We start from the raw sequence: 15,901 nt of genomic DNA, 5'->3' as shown, positions 1-15,901 counted from the left end.
GTTCAGTCGTCGGTGGGCTCAGCGAGCTGCGCCGGTGTCCCGGTGTGCAATGAGGTTTTCGCCGCGAGAGCGACGGAGAGCGCCGCGATCGCGCTCGGCCCGGTCACCCGCACCGGTTCGACGTCTCGCTCGACGCAGTCGAGGAACGAGGCCATCTGTCGCTGATAGGGGTCGGTCTCGTCGAGCTCGTACGGCCGACTCGGCGTCGCGGACCCGAGCGCTTCGATCGAGAGCGGGGCGCGATGCGTCGGGGACGCGCCGACGAAGCGGTGCGCGAGGAGGCCTGTGCTGCCGATTACTTCGATGGCCGAGCTGAACCCGAAGGCGGGCGGGAGGTCCATCGACGTCAGGACGCGCCCGATGCCGCCGTCGGCGTACTCGACGGTCGTCTCGATCGGTCGGCCTGAGCCGGTCCGGCGGCTCGAGACGGCACGCGGCGTGCCGAGGAGCCGGTTCAGCTGGTCGAAGTCGTGGATCGCGAAGTCCACCAACGGGCCGCCGGAGCGTCGCTCGTCCTGCCACCACGGGGACGGGGGAGCGGGGGCGCTCAATCGTTCGGCCGTGACCGCGAGGGGCGTGCCGACGGCGCCGGCGCGCACGGCGTCGTCGATCGCCTCGTACCCGCCGAAGAACCTGACGACGTGCGCGACCATGAGGATGCGTCCAGCCTCCTCGGCGGCACGGAGGATCGCGTGGGCGTCGGCGAGTTCGAGGGCGATGGGTTTCTCCAGCAGCACGTGCTTGCCGGCTCGGAGCGCGCGGACCGCGAGGTCCCGGTGGGTGTCGGTCGGCGTGCAGACGACGACGATGTCGACCGAGGCGTCGTGGAGCACCTCGTCGACGGAGGTCGTCAGCCGCGCGCCCGGTGCTTCGGGCATGGGCCTCGGAGAGCGCGCCGAGCATAGGTAGGCGATCCGGTCGGCTGCGCCGAGTCCGGCGAGGGCGCGGACGTGCGCCTGCCCCATGGCGCCGGTGCCGATGACGGCGATGTGCCCCGGCGTCATCGGGTCGCCCCCGCCGCCAGGTCGTCGCGCAGCCGACCGAGCGTCGCGTCGTCGACGTCCTCGCCCAGCATTCTGAGGCCGAGGGCCGCGGCGCCGACGAGGCCGTCGGCGACCGGGACGAGTCGGGCTCCCGCGGCCGCGGCCGACAGGCGGTCCCTCGCAGAACCGACGGCCGGGAGGAGGCCGTCCACGAGGACGCTCCCACCGACGACGAGCGCGGCGTCGTGGTCGTCCGAGCCCGGATCCGCGACGCGCTCCACGAGCAGCGTCAACCGGTCCACGGCGGCGTCGAGGATCGCCACCGCGACCTCGTCGTCAGTGGCCAGGAAGGCGAGCGGCGCGAGGCGTGCGATGGCGATGGGCGGACCGTCGTTCACGGACCGGATGAGCGCGTCGAGCGCCGACGATCGGCGACGGTGCGCGTGGTCGGAGGTCGTCGTCTCCGGTGTGATGCCGATCATCCGGCAGAGCAACGGGGTGAGCGCGGTCCTCGGTCCGATGTCGTCCAGGTCGGCGGCGACCGCGCGGATCACCCGACGGGCGATCCAGAACCCGGAGCCGCCGTCGCCGAGGAGCCACCCGGCGCCACCGACCTCGCGGACGACCCGGCGGTCCCTGATCCGTCCGGCGACGCTCCCGGTGCCCGCGACGAGGACGATGCCGTCGGGAGACGCCGAGCCGGATCCGTACATGCCCAGGAGATCCGGTTCGATCACGACCGGTCCGAGTCCGAGCGGGCCGAGGTGCGCGTCGAGGGCCCGCCGGTAGGCGTCGGACACCAGTCCCGCCTGCGTGATCACCACGGGCGACCCGGTCTCGACGGCCGGGCCGGACAGCGTGCTCCCGGCCTGGTCGAGCGCGGCACGGACCGCGAGGGCGATCTGCGCGGCAGCGGCGTCGACGCCCGACGAGGTCGGATTCCCGCCGCCCGCCCGCCCGGAGCCGAGGCGCCGGGCCGAGGCGTCGACGAGCGCCGCGCGGGACGAGGTGCCGCCGGCATCGACCGCCAGTGTTGTTTTCATCATCGTCATCATCTCGAAACATGTTGCCGTGGGCCACAACGTACTGTAAGAATCAGTTTCGCGTCCCTCCAACGAAGGAGAAAAGGAATTTCCATGACTGTTTCCGTCCGCACCGACCCACCGGTCGAGCACGCCACCGGCGTGACCAACCGGATTCGGTCGCGGATGCCGGAGATGTCCGGGGTCATGCTGCGGATCGCGGACTATCTCCTGGAGAACCCCGACGCCCCCCTCACCCTCACGATCGGTGAACTCGCCGCCGAAACCGGCGTCTCCGCGGCGACCATCACCCGCTTCTGCCGCATCATCGGGTACACGGGATACGCGCCGTTCCGGGTCGACCTCGCGAAGGACTTCGGTCGCAGCACGGCCCGCGACTCCTGGCGCACCGACATCGGTCGGGCGTTCGGTCCCGACGACTCGGCGCCCGACGTCCTGAGCACCCTGCTCAACGCCCACACGCGGACGCTGCGCGAGACCGCCGAGGTGATCGACCTCGACGTCATGCTCGAGATCGCCGGTGCGATCGCGAGGAGCCGGAACGTCGACATCTACGGTGTCGGCGGGAGTGCGATGCTCGCCGACGAGATGCAGGCGAGGCTCTACCGGATCGGCATCAGCACGCACGCCTGGTCGGAGGTGCACGCGGGCCTCACGAGCGCGGCGATCCAGGGACCCGACACGGTCGCCCTCGGTATCAGCAACACCGGACGCACCGAGGAGACCATCCAGATGCTCCGCCAGGCCGGCCGCGCCGGCGCGCTCACCGTGGCGATCAGCAACAACCCGGATTCCCCGCTCGTGGCCGAGTCGGCCCTGGCCATCATCACCTCGGCCCACGAACGGTTCCTCCAGCCGGACGACCTCTCCGCCAAGCACGGCCAGCTGTTCGTCCTCGACCTGCTCTACCTGTTCGTCGCCCAGCAGAACTTCGAACGCACGACCAAGCGCCTCGCGGCCTCCGCGCTCGCGGTCGCCCCCCACCGCCGACCGACGAGGGCCGGAGCCCTCTCCGAGACCCCGTCGCCCGTTGGCGTCTGAGAGGAACCGCATGAGCACCGCATCCACCACGAGCTGGACGGATCACCTCGACCAGTACACCGAGGAGGTCACCTCCCGTATCGCCGACATCACCCGGGCGGCGCGGTCCGGCGAGCTCGACCCCGCGATCGACCTCCTGATCACGGCGCTCGACCAGGGCGCGGTCATCCAGGCGTTCGGTACCGGCCACTCCGAGGCCTTCGCGATGGAGATCGCCGGCCGTGCGGGCGGGCTGATCCCGACGAACAAGATCGCCCTGCGCGACGTCGTCCTGCGCGGCGACCGGTCCGTCGACGACCTTGGTGGTGCCGCACTGGAACGCAGCGGCGACGTCGCGGCGGAACTGTTCGCGATCTCCCCCGTGGGGCCGGGCGACGTGTTCATCATCGCCTCGAACTCCGGCGTCAACGGGTCGATCGTGGGGCTCGCCCTGCTCGCGAAGGAGCACGGCCACCCCGTCATCGCGGTCACCTCGCTCGAGCACACCTCGCGCGTCGAGCCCAAGCACCCGAGCGGACTGCGGCTCTCCGAGGTCGCCGACGTCGTCCTCGACAACCGCGCCCCCTTCGGGGACGCGACCATCGAGGTCCAGGACGGCGTCCCGGTCGGCGCCGTCTCCTCGATCACGGCCGCGTACCTCGCGCAACTCCTCACCATCGGCGTCGCGGCCAGGATCGCGGCGACCGGCGAGACCCCACCGCTCTACATCTCGGCCAACATCCCGGGCGGCGACGAGCACAACGGTGTGCTCGAGGACCGTTACCGAGGCCGGATCCGACGTGACGCCTGAGCCTGAGGCGCCCCGACACCCGCTCCACACACCCGACCGCACCACCCCGACAGCACCACACCCGGGCACGACACGAATCACTGGAAGGTAGACCGATGGACAAGCAGCCAGCAACGCTCCAACGCCGCGATTTCCTCCGAGGGGCACTCGCGACCGCGATCCTCCTCCCGCTCGGCGGGACGCTCGCGTCCTGTGTCGGCGGTGGAGGCGGGGCGACCACCACCGGCGGACCGGTCACGGCCGACAACCCGTTCGGCATGGCAGCCAACTCGACGGTCGACGCCGTCATCTTCAAGGGCGGGTACGGCATCGAGTACACCGAGTTCGCCGGCAAGCTCGTCGAGAAGCAGCAGAAGGGCTCGACCGTCAAGGTCACCGCGGCGACGAACATCGCCCAGACCCTCCAGCCGCGGTTCGTCGCAGGCAACCCGCCGGACGTCATCGACAACAGCGGTGCCGGCCTCATCGGCATCAACACCATCCGCGAGCAGCTCGCCGACCTAACGGACGTCATCGAGGCGAAGAACTACGAGGGCAAGGTCATCAAGGACACCCTCTACCCGGGTGTCGTCGAGCCGGGCACCTTCGACGGCAAGTTCGTGCAGTTGAACTACGTGTTGACGGTGTACGCGGTCTGGTACTCGGCGGCGCTCTTCGAGGCGAACGGCTGGACGCCCCCGAAGACGTGGGCGGAGGCGCTCGACCTCGGCGCGAAGGCCAAGGAGCAGGGCAAGTACCTGTTCGGCTGGGGCACCGAGGCGGCCACCTACTACCTGACGATGGCGATCGCCTCGGCGATCAAGGAGGGCGGCGACGAGGTCCGTCTGGCGCTCGAGAACCTCGAGGCGGACTGCTGGTCGAAGCCGGCCGTCCAGGACGTGCTCAAGGGCCTGAAGGCGATCATCGACGCCGGGTACGTCAAGCCCGGTGGCGCCGGAACGCAGTTCACCGCGGCGCAGGCGCAGTGGAGCAACTCGGAGGACTTCATCCTCTACCCCTCGGGCGGTTGGATCGAGAACGAGATGAAGACCCAGACGAAGGACGGCTTCAAGATGACCGGCGCGCCCGAGCCGACGGTCTCCGCCGACTCCGCTCTGCCGTACTCGGCGCTGCACAGCACGGCCGGTGAAGGGTTCATCGTCCCGTCGCAGGGCAAGAACGTCGGCGGTGGCAAGGAGTTCCTGCGGTCCATGCTCTCCAACGACGCTGCGGTCAACTTCGCGAAGACGACCTTCTCGTCGACCATCGTGAAGGACACGATCCCCGAGGACGGCTTCGGTTCGACGGCGCTCGTGTCCCAGGTGAAGATGCTGAACGACGCCGGCACCGATGTGTTCTCCTGGAGCTTCATCGACCTCTACGGGCTCAACACGGACCTCCTCGTCCTCTGGAACACGTTCCTCCAGGGTGGTTCCGACGTCGCCACGCTCACCAAGGGCATGCAGGACATCTCCGACAAGGTCCGCAACGACGACTCCGTGGACAAGGTCACCGTCAAATGACGGCCGTCGGCACGCCGATCGGGAAGGTGGGAGGGGCCACCCCTCCCGCCGCCCGGCGGCTGCGCCGCCGGGACTTCACGTTCGACCGGGTCTCGTTCTTCCTGGTCTTCCTGATCGTGCCGGTGGTGGGGTACGTCGTCTTCGTGGTCTCACCGTTCGCGCAAGCGGCGTACTACTCGTTGACGAACTGGTCCGGGTTCTCCCCGGGCATGGACTTCGTCGGGTTCTCGAACTACACGAAGCTCTTCCAGGACCAGACCTTCCTCCAGTCCATGGGCAACAGCGTCGCGCTCGCGATCGTCCTGCCGCTCGTGACCCTCGGGATCGCGTTCCTCTTCGCCTCCCTCATCACGATCGGCGGACCGAGCAACGGACCGATCCGCGGCCTCCGCAACTCCAGCGTGTACCGCGTGATCACGTTCTTCCCGTACGTCGTGCCGGCGATCGTCATCGGCCTCATCTGGAAGCAGATCTACGACCCGTCGTCCGGGCTGTTGAACGGCTTCCTGACCGGCATCGGTCTCGACCAGTTCGCCTCGTTCGCCTGGCTCGGTTCGCCGGACACGGCGATGATCGCCACCATGTTCGTCATCGTCTGGGGACTCATCGGGTTCTACACGGTGCTCTTCATCGCGGCGATCAAGGGTGTGCCGGCCGAGGTGTACGAGGCGGCACGGATCGACGGCGCGGGTCGCCTGCGGACCGCGCTCACGATCACCATCCCGTTGATCCGGGACAACATCCAGACGGCGTACATCTACATGGGCATCCTCGCCCTCGACGCGTTCGTGTACATGGCCGCGTTGAACCCGGGCGGCGGCCCGTCGAACACCACGCTCGTGATGTCGCAGCAGCTGTTCACGACGGCGTTCACCAAAGGCCAGTTCGGCTACGCCTGCGCCATGGGGGTCGTGCTCGCGCTCGTCACCCTGATGTTCGCCGGCGTCGTCTTCCTGGTCAGCCGGCTCACCGGCGGCAACGATGAAGGGGTGGCGGAATGACCGTCCAGACCACGGCGACGACCGCGAACCCGGCGGTCGTCGGGAAACCCGGTACGCGCACACCGGCCAGCCGCAAACCGACCACGGGCGACCGCGTCGTCGGGACGGCATCCCACACGGTGCTGATCATCTGGTCCATCGTGGTCGTCGTCCCGCTGCTCTGGACGGTCATGTCGTCGTTCAAGACCAGCTCGGAGATCTTCGCCTCGCCGTTCTCCCTGCCGTCGAACTGGAACTTCGACAACTACGTGAACGCGTGGACGACGGCCGGCATCGGGAGCTTCTTCCTGAACTCGATCGTGGTGGTCTTCGGCGCCCTCATCGTGACCATGCTGTTCGGTTCGATGTGCGCGTACGTGCTGGCGCGGTTCCGTTTCTTCGGGAGCCGAGCGATCTACTATCTGATGCTCGCCGGTCTCACCTTCCCGGTGTTCCTCGCGATCGTGCCGTTGTTCTTCGTGCTGCAGAGCCTCGGGTTGCTCAACTCGCTCCCGGGACTCATCCTCACGTACGCGGCGTTCGCCTTCCCGTTCACCGTGTTCTTCCTCTTCTCCTTCTTCAAGTCACTGCCGGTCTCCATCGCCGAGGCGGCCGCGATCGACGGAGCAGGGGAGTGGCGGACGTTCTTCCAGGTGATGCTCCCGATGGCGCGGCCAGGGCTCGCGACCGTCGCGATCCTCAACTTCGTGGGCCTGTGGAACCAGTTCCTCCTGCCGGTGGCGCTCAACTCGAACCCGCAGAACTACGTCCTCACGCAGGGCATGGCGTCGTTCGCGGCTCAGGCCGGGTATTCGGTGGACTTCGGTGCGCTCTTCGCGGCGTCCGTCATCACCGTCGTCCCCGTGCTCATCGTGTATCTGATCTTCCAGCGTCAGCTGCAGGGTTCGGTTTCGCAGGGCACGGACAAGTAGCGCATCGGCGTGCGCGTCATGCCACCGAGGGGATCCCTGGAACAATGGTCCGAATGAGCTCCCAGTCGCCAATCGCCGTCGAGATCGCTGTCCAGGACCTCGAGGGGGTCCGCATCGCCATCCGCGAGGGTGCACAGCGGGTCGAGCTCTGCCAGGCCCTCGGGTCCGGCGGGCTCACCCCGTCCATCGGCCTCGTCATGGCCGCGGTCCGGGCGGCGGACGAGGCCGGGCTCGGTGACTTCGTCCACGTCCTGGTCCGGCCTCGTGAAGGCGGGTTCGTCTACACACCGGCCGAGATCGAGGTCATGTCGGGCGACATCCTCGCCTTGGAGGCGGCGGGTGCTGCAGGGATCGTCGTCGGCACCCTCCGGGCCGATCGCACGATCGACACGGAGGCGTTGGCGCAACTACGGCAGGCCGCCGGTTCGCTTGCCGTGACGTTCCACCGTGCCGTCGACGCGACGCTCGACCCGGTCCGCGCCGCGGACGAGCTCCGCGACGCCGGGGTCGACCGCCTCTTGACGTCGGGTGGCGCGCGAGCGAGCATCGACGGCGCGGAGAAGCTCGCGGCGATGGCGTCGAACGGTGACGGCTCGATGGAGATCATGGCCGGCGGGGGAGTGACGATCGACGCGATCCCGACGCTCGCCAGCGCCGGGGTCGACGCGGTGCACCTCTCCGCCCGACGCCGGGCCGGGCGGGTCACCGAGACGGGTCCTGGCGGCGGATCCCCGAGCTACGACATCACCGACGCGACGACGGTCGCCCGAGCCGTCGCAGCGGTCCGCCGCGCCGCCGTCGCGGTGTGACGGTCGCCGGCCGTCCGCCGGCAGCAGGTTGATCGGTCCGGGTCGTCAGATCGCCACGGCGACGAGTGCGGCGATCAGCACGAGCTGGCCGATCAGCCGCGGCACGAGGGGGACCGCGAGGCGACCGAACCGGGCGGGCTGCCGGGCGGCGGCGGCGTTGGCCGGGAAGACGGCGATGAGGAACACGATCAGGCAGCAGACCGCGGCGATCCTCGTCGCTGGGATCAGCAGGCCGAGACCGCCGGCGATCTCGCAGACGCCGGTGAAGAGGACCAGCAGCCGCGGGGTGACAGTGGTGCCGCGGAGCCGGTCGGGGATCATCGCGGCCATGGTCCTCCCCGGGCCGGGGAGGAAGTGGAGGAGGCCCATCCCGACGAACATGAGCGCGAGGACGATCGTCAGGATGGACTGCAGGATGGAGAACGGGTTCACCGTGCCATTGTGCTCCGTCGCGGGCCGGCCGTCGCACCTGAGGACGCTTCAGCGACGATAGGCTGGCGGCATGACGGAACAGCGGGACGACGACGCGCTGAGCTGGGCCGGAGACGACGATCCGACGCTCGACCCTTCAGCGTCAGGCGAGCGAAGCCGAGGAGGAGCGCCCTCGAGTGAGGCGCTCGAGACCCCCGCTCCGGCCGCGCGGCTCGACAAATCGGTCCCCTCGGCCCCCGTTACCTCGGCCTCCGTTCCGGCGACCCCCGAGGAGGCCGAGCAGCAGTCCGAGCCGGACGAGGTGGCTGCAGCCGATCGGGTGCCGACCGGGCCTGCCGTCGCGGAGCGTGAGCAGATGAGCTCGGTGATGCTCGTGACCCTCGGCATCTTCGGCGGCGTGTTCCTGCTCTACAGCGTCGGCTGGCTCATCTCGGCGTTCCGGCCGGACGCCGCACCCCCGAGCGACGCGGTCGGCCGCTTCATGTTCGACCTCGGGCAGGGTTTGGCGGTCGCCGCCGGACCCGTCTGGATGGCCGCGACCCTCTGGCTGACGCGTGGCGGCAGGCCACTCGTCCGGATCGCCATGCTCCTCCTCGGCGTCCTGCTCATCCTGCCCTGGCCGTTCCTCCGAGGAGTGTGATCGCGATGCCCTCGACCCGTGCGGACACCGCTCCGAAGCCCACCACCCCTCGCCCCTCCTGGTTCAGCTGGTGCATCGCCGTCCTGTTCGGCCTGTTCTTCGCGTACGACGTCTTCGAAGGCGTCGGCAACCTCGTCGGCATCCTCGGAACGGCGGACGGCCTCGGCGTCCCGGTCCTCCCGCTCGGCTGGGTGGTCCTCATCGGTGGCCTCCTCCTCCCGATCGTGGCCTTCGCGATCGCGTACCGGACGGGTCGCGGGCGCTCACTGGGGGAGCAGGCGGTCAGATACCTCGTCGCGCTCTGCGTGGTCGCGGCCGTCTCACTGTCGATCCTCGCGATGTTCGGCGCCCAGCAGCTCATCGACCTCTCCGCCTGAACCACCGGCGGCGGCGTCACACGACGAACCGCCGAGTGCGCCTCCGATAGGCTTGCGACGGCCGCCGGACACCGACGCGCTGCCCACCCCACTGCTACTGCGAAGGAACCGTTCCGTGTCGAAACCGGTCGTACTGATCGCCGAAGAACTCTCACCAGCCACCGTCGACGCCCTCGGGCCCGACTTCGAGGTGCGCTCCGTCGACGGGACGGACCGCCCTGCGCTGCTCGACGCCATCGCCGATGCGGACGCGATCCTCGTGCGTTCCGCCACCAAGGTGGACGAGGAGGCGATCCAGGCGGCGACCCGTCTCAAGGTGATCGCCCGCGCCGGGGTCGGCCTCGACAACGTCGACATCAAGGCCGCGACGACGGCGGGTGTCATGGTCGTCAACGCGCCGACGTCGAACATCATCTCCGCGGCCGAACTCACCGTCGGCCACATCCTGAGCCTCGCTCGCCACATCCCGGCAGCCCACGCCGCGCTCGCCCAGGGGCAGTGGAAGCGTTCCAAGTACACCGGCACGGAGCTGTACGAGAAGACCATCGGCATCATCGGTCTCGGTCGGATCGGCGCGCTCATCACCGCCCGCCTCCAGGCGTTCGGCACGAACGTCATCGCCTACGACCCCTACGTCACGTCGGCGCGTGCGCAGCAGCTCGGCGTGCAGCTCGTCACGTTGGACGAACTGCTCGCTCAGTCCGATTTCATCACGATCCACATGCCGAAGACGCCGGAGACGACGGGCATGATCGCCGGCCCGCAGTTCGCACTCATGAAGCCGACGGCCTACGTGGTGAACGTCGCCCGCGGTGGTCTGATCGACGAGGACGCCCTCTACGAGGCGCTCTCGAACGGTGTGATCGCCGGCGCCGGTCTCGACGTCTTCGTCACCGAGCCGCCCACGGACACGAAGCTGCTCGGCCTCGAGAACGTCATCGTCACGCCGCACCTCGGCGCCTCGACGGACGAAGCACAGGAGAAGGCCGGCGTGTCCGTCGCCAAATCCGTGCGACTCGCCCTCGGTGGCGAACTCGTCCCCGACGCGGTCAACGTCGCCGGTGGCGTCATCGACCCGTACGTCCGTCCCGGTATCCCGCTCGTGGAGAAGCTCGGACAGGTGTTCGCCTCGCTGTCGACCTCGTCGCTGACGAGCGTCGACGTCGAGGTGCACGGCGAGCTCAGTGGCTACGACGTCAGCGTTCTGAAGCTCGCCGCACTCAAGGGGATCTTCACGAACATCGTCAGCGAGACGGTGTCCTACGTGAACGCGCCGCTGTTGGCCGAGCAGCGCGGCGTCGTCGCCCGACTCCTCACCGATGAGGTGAGCGAGGAGTACCGGAACGTCATCACGCTGCGCGGCGCCTTGAGCGACGGATCGCAGATCTCCGTCTCCGGCACCCTGACCGGGACGAAGCAGATCGAGAAGATCGTCGAGATCAACGGGTACGACGTCGAGGTGCCGTTCGCCAAGCACCACATCGTCATGGTCTACACGGACCGTCCCGGAATCGTGGCGGTCTACGGCCAGCGGTTCGGCGAGGCCGGCATCAACATCGCCGGCATGCAGATCGCCCGGCACGAGGCCGGCGGACCGGCGCTCAGCGTGCTGACGGTCGACTCACCCGTCGCCGACGACGTGCTCGAGGTCATCCGCGAGACGATCGACGCCACGCTCCTGCGCGAGATCGACATCACCGAGCAGTAGCACCCATCGACGACGCCCCACCCCGGTCGGTGCCGGGGTGGGGCGTCGTCGTCTCCGGACGGTCAGTGGGAGGGTGTGGGCAGGAGCCGCGCGATGACGGCGAGCAGCCGTTCGATCGACTCGTCACTGCCCTCGTCGGGGTCGCTGACCCCCATGCCGAGTTGTGCGGTGTTGGCGTAGAGGCCGTCCGACATCAGCACGATCGCGCGGGCGGTGTCGGGATCGCCGACGGCGTCCTCCACGGTGCGCAGCCAGCTGCGCCGGATGTGGGACATGGCCTCGCTCGCCTGCGCGTGCTGTCCCTGCGCCAGCCGCGCGACGGCGATGATCGTCCGGTCGAACGGGGTGCCGCAGTCGACGGAGGTCCGCACGAAGTACTCGACGACGCCCTCCGGGGCCGCGAGCATCCGCGCCGTGTCGGCCTCGCTCATCTCCGCGAGTCGCTCGATGAGGCCGTCGACGAGGGCGTCCTTGCTGCCGAAGTGGTAGAGCAGTCCACCTTTGGAGACCCCGGCCGCGGCGGCGACGGCATCGAGGGTCGCAGCGCGTTCGCCCTGTTCGATGAGCAGGTCGGCGAAGGCGTCGAGGACGCGTTCTCGGGCTGCGGTCTGCTTCGCCATGGCTCCATCGTATTCGGCTGGTCGGGTTCGGATTGATACTATACCGGCTGGACGGTATAGTCGAGCAGGCGGCGCCCGACCGGCGCCGTTCTCCACGCTCCGAAAGAGGTCATCGTGTCCACCGCAACCGAACCCACCGCCGTCCTCGCTCCGCGCGCCGGTCGACGAGCCTGGTTCGCGCTCGCCGTCCTCATGCTCCCCGTGCTCCTGGTGTCGGTGGACAACACGGTCCTGAACTTCGCGTTGCCCGCCATCTCGAGCGCACTCACGCCGTCCGGAACCCAGCTGCTCTGGATCGTCGACGTCTACCCGCTCGTCCTCGCCGGCCTGCTCGTGTCGATGGGCAGCCTCGGCGACCGCATCGGTCGCCGTCGGCTCCTCCTCATCGGGTCCATCGGCTTCGGTGTCGTCTCCGTCGCTGCCGCCTTCGCGCCCAGTGCGGAGCTCCTGATCGCGGCCCGGGCTGCCCTCGGGTTCTTCGGCGCGATGCTGATGCCGTCCACGCTCTCGCTCCTGCGGAACATCTTCCTCGACCGCGACCAGCGACGGTTCGCGATCGCCGTGTGGGCCAGTGGGTTCGCCGCCGGCAGTGCGCTCGGACCGATCGTCGGTGGTGTCATCCTCGAGCACTTCGCCTGGGGCGCGGTGTTCCTGCTGGCGGTGCCGGTACTGTTGCCGCTCGTCGTGCTCGCACCGTTCCTCATCCCCGAGTCCAAGGACCCGGATCCGGGTCGCATCGACGTTCCGAGCATCGTGCTCATCCTCGTGACGATGACTCCGCTCGTGTTCGGCGTCAAGCACCTGGCCGAGGCCGGCTTCGACGTCGTCACCGTCGTCTCGATCGTCGTCGGCGTCGCGAGCGGCATCCTGTTCATCCGGCGACAGCTCCGGCTCGAGCACCCGCTGTTGGATCTCAGTCTCTTCCGGCGAGCCTCGTTCAGTGGCGCCGTGGTCATCAACCTGCTCAGCGTGACCGCGCTCGTCGGTGGTCTGTTCTTCGTGTCGCAGCACCTGCAGCTGGTCCTCGGTCTGGCGCCACTCGACGCCGGCCTCGTCCTGCTGCCAGGTCTCATCGTGATGATCGTCGCCGGTCTCGTGATCGTGCCCATCTCGAAGCGGGTCCGCCCGGGGATCGTCGTGCCCGTCGCCCTCGTCGTCTCGGCCGTCGGGTACGCGTCCATTGCGATCACCGGTGGCGACGTCTCGGCCTTCGGGATCGGACTCGCGTTCGTCGCGCTCGGCCTCGGCATCGGATCCGCCGAGACGGTGTCGAACGAACTCGTGATCGCGAGTGCACCGCCGGAGAAGGCCGGTGCCGCGTCCGGCGTGTCCGAGACCGCCTACGAACTCGGTGCGGTCCTCGGCACGGCGACCCTCGGGACGGTGCTCACCGCGTCCTACCGCTCCTCGGTGGTGTTGCCGGACGGGCTCACCGCCGTCCAGCAGCAGGCGGCGGGGGAGACCCTCGGTGGAGCGGCGACCGTCGCGGAGCAGCTCCCGGGCGACCTGGCCGGTGCGCTGATGGAGTCGGCACGGCACGCCTTCGACAGCGGCGTCGGCGTCGCGGCGTGGATCGGGGTCGGCCTCATCGTCGCCGCCATGCTCGTCGCGGCGATCGGTCTGCGCCGCGTCCGGTAAGGCGCTCGTCGGTCGTGCCACCCGGGCTCGGGTGGCACGACCGCGTCGTGGTGCCAGGCGTTAAGCTGGGCGCACACCGTCGTCGCACCCTCAGGAGTCCCATGTCCCGCACCGTCAAGCTCGCAGTCATCCCCGGCGACGGGATCGGTCCCGAGGTCGTGGGCGAGGCGCTCAAGGTGCTGGACGCCGCGATCGAGGGCGGCGAGGCGCGATTCGAGCAGACCCCGTTCTCCCTCGGTGCCGCCCGATTCCTCGAGACGGGCGAGGTGCTGACCGAAGCCGACCTCGCCGCGATCGCCTCGCACGACGCCATCATCCTCGGCGCCGTCGGCGGCGTGCCCGGCGACCCCCGGCTCGCGAACGCGAACATCGAACGCGGCCTGCTCCTGAAGCTCCGCTTCAGCCTCGACCACTACGTCAACCTGCGACCGACCGTCGTGTACCCGGGGGTGCCCAGCCCGCTGCGCGAGCCCGGGGCGGTCGACTTCGTCGTCGTCCGCGAGGGGACCGAGGGGCCCTACGTCGGCAACGGCGGGGCGATCCGCCAAGGAACGCCGCACGAGGTCGCGAACGAGGTCTCGGTGAACACGGCCTACGGCGTGGAGCGCGTGGTCCGTTACGCGTTCGCCGCCGCGGCCGCTCGCCGGGGCAAGCTGACCCTCGTGCACAAGACCAACGTCCTGGTCTTCGCCGGATCGCTCTGGAAGCGCGTCGTCGACGCCGTGTCCGCCGAGTTCCCCGACGTGGCGGTCGACTACCTCCACGTCGACGCCGCCACGATCTTCCTCGTCACCGATCCTGCTAGATTTGACGTCATCGTCACGGACAACCTCTTCGGCGACATCCTCACCGATCTGGCCGGCGCGATCAGCGGCGGCATCGGTCTCGCGGCCTCGGGAAACATCAACCCGGACGGCACGTACCCGAGCATGTTCGAGCCCGTCCACGGATCGGCGCCCGACATCGCCGGGAAGCAGCTGGCCGATCCGACCGCCGCCATCCTCTCCGTCTCCCTGATGCTGTCGCATCTCGGCTTCGAGACCGAGGCGGCACGAGTGGCCACTGCCGTCACCGCCGACATCGCCGCCCGCACGGGCGCAGCGCGTTCGACGACCGAGGTCGGCGATGCGATCGCGGCCCTCGCGGCGAAGCGGTAGACGACGCCCACCTGACACGCAGATCCAGACGGAAGACACCATCATGACGATCAACCTCCCCATGGCACGGCGCGAACTCGCCTTCACCGTGACCCCGAACGAGCAGCCCGTGCCGGCGGCCGAGCGCGACGCGATCCTCGCCGCCCCCGGGTTCGGCCAGCACTTCACCGACCACATGGTCGACATCTGCTGGTCGGAGCACGGCGGTTGGCACCGGCCCCGTGTCCAGCCCTACGGCCCGATCTCACTCGATCCGGCCGCCGCGGTCCTGCACTACGCCCAGGAGATCTTCGAGGGGCTGAAGGCCTACCGCCATGCCGACGGGTCCATCTGGTCGTTCCGGCCGGACGCGAACGGCCGACGCCTGCAGCGCTCGGCCAAGCGACTCGCCTTGCCGGAGCTCCCCGTCGAGTACTTCGTCGAGTCGATCAAGCAGCTCATCGCGGTCGACGGCTCGTGGGTGCCGTCCGCGCCGGAGACCAGCCTGTACCTCCGGCCCTTCATGTTCGCCAAGGAGGCCTTCCTCGGCGTCCGCCCCGCCAAGAAGGTGAACTACTACGTCATCGCCAGCCCGGCCGGCGCCTACTTCACCGGAGGCGTGACGCCCGTGTCGATCTGGCTATCGACCGACTACAGCCGCGCCGGCAAGGGCGGCACCGGTGCGGCGAAGACGGGTGGGAACTACGCGTCGTCGTTGCTGCCGCAGGCTGAGGCCTACGAACAGGGCTGCGCTCAGGTCCTCTTCCTCGACGCGCAGGAGGCGACCTACATCGAGGAGCTCGGCGGGATGAACGTCGTGCTCGTCAAGAAGGACGGCACCCTCGTCACGCCCGAGTCCGACTCGATCCTCGAAGGAATCACCCGCGACAGCATCCTCCAGCTCGCTGCGGACCGCGGTCACCCGGTCGAGCGTCGTCGGGTCACGATCGACGAATGGCGTGAGGGCGTCGAGAGCGGCGACATCGTCGAGGTGTTCGCCTGTGGCACCGCCGCGGTCGTCACCCCGATCGCGCAGCTGAAGGCACGGGACTTCACCGTCGGAGACGCAGACGCACCCGCCGGAGAACTGACGATGTCCCTGCGGCAGGAGCTGACGGACATCCAGTACGGACGTCTGCCGGACCGCCACGGGTGGATGACCCGACTCGACGCTGAGACGTCCTCGAGCGCCGAATAGGCTCCGAGCACCCTGGGAAGCCCCGCACCTCGTGCGGGGCTTCCGTGTCCTCCGCGTCCCTCGGGATAGGCT

Annotated in this window: 16 protein-coding genes; 12 read left to right on the top strand and 4 right to left on the bottom strand. The window is 69.1% G+C overall.

Features of this window, described 5'->3' with window-relative positions; genetic code table 11:
* Positions 1–2: 2 nt before the first annotated feature.
* Complete coding sequence (locus ASE44_RS05905; protein ID WP_056778182.1) at positions 3–1,004, bottom strand: Gfo/Idh/MocA family protein; 1,002 nt, start codon at positions 1,002–1,004, stop codon at positions 3–5.
* Positions 1,001–2,026 carry an N-acetylglucosamine kinase gene (locus ASE44_RS05900; RefSeq protein ID WP_162240058.1) on the bottom strand — a complete coding sequence of 342 codons (1,026 nt, stop codon included), beginning with the start codon at positions 2,024–2,026 and terminating at the stop codon, positions 1,001–1,003. Before ASE44_RS05900 ends, ASE44_RS05905 begins: the two co-directional genes overlap by 4 nt.
* A 93-nt stretch (positions 2,027–2,119) precedes the next feature.
* On the opposite strand from ASE44_RS05900, the gene ASE44_RS05895 reads away from it, so the two are divergent.
* The 6 genes from ASE44_RS05895 (at position 2,120) to ASE44_RS05870 (ending at position 8,080) form a co-directional block, all read left to right on the top strand.
* Positions 2,120–3,067, top strand: a complete 948-nt coding sequence (locus tag ASE44_RS05895; RefSeq protein WP_056007063.1) for a MurR/RpiR family transcriptional regulator — start codon at positions 2,120–2,122, stop codon at positions 3,065–3,067.
* Between the two features lie 10 nt (positions 3,068–3,077).
* Positions 3,078–3,857, top strand: coding sequence for a sugar isomerase domain-containing protein (locus ASE44_RS05890; RefSeq protein ID WP_056778177.1), 780 nt, complete (start codon positions 3,078–3,080; stop codon positions 3,855–3,857).
* A 95-nt stretch (positions 3,858–3,952) separates the two neighbouring features.
* On the top strand, positions 3,953–5,359 hold the full coding sequence (ngcE, locus tag ASE44_RS05885) for an N-acetylglucosamine/diacetylchitobiose ABC transporter substrate-binding protein (protein ID WP_056007057.1): 1,407 nt from the start codon (positions 3,953–3,955) through the stop codon (positions 5,357–5,359).
* The gene (locus ASE44_RS05880) at positions 5,356–6,360 is read left to right on the top strand and encodes a carbohydrate ABC transporter permease (protein ID WP_056007053.1); all 1,005 of its coding nucleotides are present in this window, start codon (positions 5,356–5,358) and stop codon (positions 6,358–6,360) included. The genes ngcE and ASE44_RS05880 overlap by 4 nt, the downstream gene beginning before the upstream one ends.
* Positions 6,357–7,271, top strand: coding sequence for a carbohydrate ABC transporter permease (locus ASE44_RS05875; RefSeq protein WP_056007049.1), 915 nt, complete (start codon positions 6,357–6,359; stop codon positions 7,269–7,271). Before ASE44_RS05880 ends, ASE44_RS05875 begins: the two co-directional genes overlap by 4 nt.
* A gap of 53 nt (positions 7,272–7,324) precedes the next feature.
* A complete protein-coding gene (locus ASE44_RS05870; protein WP_056778174.1) occupies positions 7,325–8,080 on the top strand; it encodes a copper homeostasis protein CutC in 756 nt (251 codons plus the stop codon).
* Positions 8,081–8,125: 45 nt separating this feature from the next.
* On the opposite strand, the gene ASE44_RS05865 is transcribed toward ASE44_RS05870, so the two are convergent.
* Complete coding sequence (locus ASE44_RS05865; protein WP_082455849.1) at positions 8,126–8,512, bottom strand: DoxX family protein; 387 nt, start codon at positions 8,510–8,512, stop codon at positions 8,126–8,128.
* 70 nt (positions 8,513–8,582) lie between these two features.
* Here ASE44_RS05865 and ASE44_RS05860 point away from each other — a divergent pair, with 70 nt between their 5' ends.
* From ASE44_RS05860 to serA, 3 genes are all read left to right on the top strand, one after another.
* Positions 8,583–9,152 carry a hypothetical protein gene (locus ASE44_RS05860; RefSeq protein ID WP_056778172.1) on the top strand — a complete coding sequence of 190 codons (570 nt, stop codon included), beginning with the start codon at positions 8,583–8,585 and terminating at the stop codon, positions 9,150–9,152.
* 5 nt (positions 9,153–9,157) lie between these two features.
* Positions 9,158–9,529 (top strand): hypothetical protein, encoded by a 372-nt coding sequence (locus ASE44_RS05855; RefSeq protein ID WP_157579807.1) that lies wholly within the window; start codon positions 9,158–9,160, stop codon positions 9,527–9,529.
* 115 nt (positions 9,530–9,644) lie between these two features.
* Entirely contained in the window at positions 9,645–11,237 is a 1,593-nt protein-coding gene (serA, locus tag ASE44_RS05850; protein WP_056007036.1) for a phosphoglycerate dehydrogenase, read from the top strand.
* A 62-nt stretch (positions 11,238–11,299) separates the two neighbouring features.
* On the opposite strand, the gene ASE44_RS19030 is transcribed toward serA, so the two are convergent.
* Positions 11,300–11,857 carry a TetR/AcrR family transcriptional regulator gene (locus tag ASE44_RS19030; protein WP_056778166.1) on the bottom strand — a complete coding sequence of 186 codons (558 nt, stop codon included), beginning with the start codon at positions 11,855–11,857 and terminating at the stop codon, positions 11,300–11,302.
* Between the two features lie 114 nt (positions 11,858–11,971).
* On the opposite strand from ASE44_RS19030, the gene ASE44_RS05840 reads away from it, so the two are divergent.
* The 3 genes from ASE44_RS05840 (at position 11,972) to ASE44_RS05830 (ending at position 15,829) form a co-directional block, all read left to right on the top strand.
* The gene (locus ASE44_RS05840) at positions 11,972–13,495 is read left to right on the top strand and encodes an MFS transporter (protein WP_235522554.1); all 1,524 of its coding nucleotides are present in this window, start codon (positions 11,972–11,974) and stop codon (positions 13,493–13,495) included.
* Positions 13,496–13,596: 101 nt separating this feature from the next.
* Positions 13,597–14,652, top strand: a complete 1,056-nt coding sequence (locus ASE44_RS05835) for a 3-isopropylmalate dehydrogenase (protein ID WP_056778161.1) — start codon at positions 13,597–13,599, stop codon at positions 14,650–14,652.
* A gap of 43 nt (positions 14,653–14,695) precedes the next feature.
* Entirely contained in the window at positions 14,696–15,829 is a 1,134-nt protein-coding gene (locus ASE44_RS05830) for a branched-chain amino acid aminotransferase (protein WP_082455848.1), read from the top strand.
* Positions 15,830–15,901 lie beyond the last annotated feature (72 nt).

Origin of the sequence: Plantibacter sp. Leaf1 (genome assembly GCF_001421315.1) — a bacterium.
Classification (GTDB): Bacteria; Actinomycetota; Actinomycetes; order Actinomycetales; family Microbacteriaceae; genus Plantibacter.
Note: the sequence above shows the minus strand (reverse complement) of the source record. Positions and strands in the feature narration are given on the sequence as shown.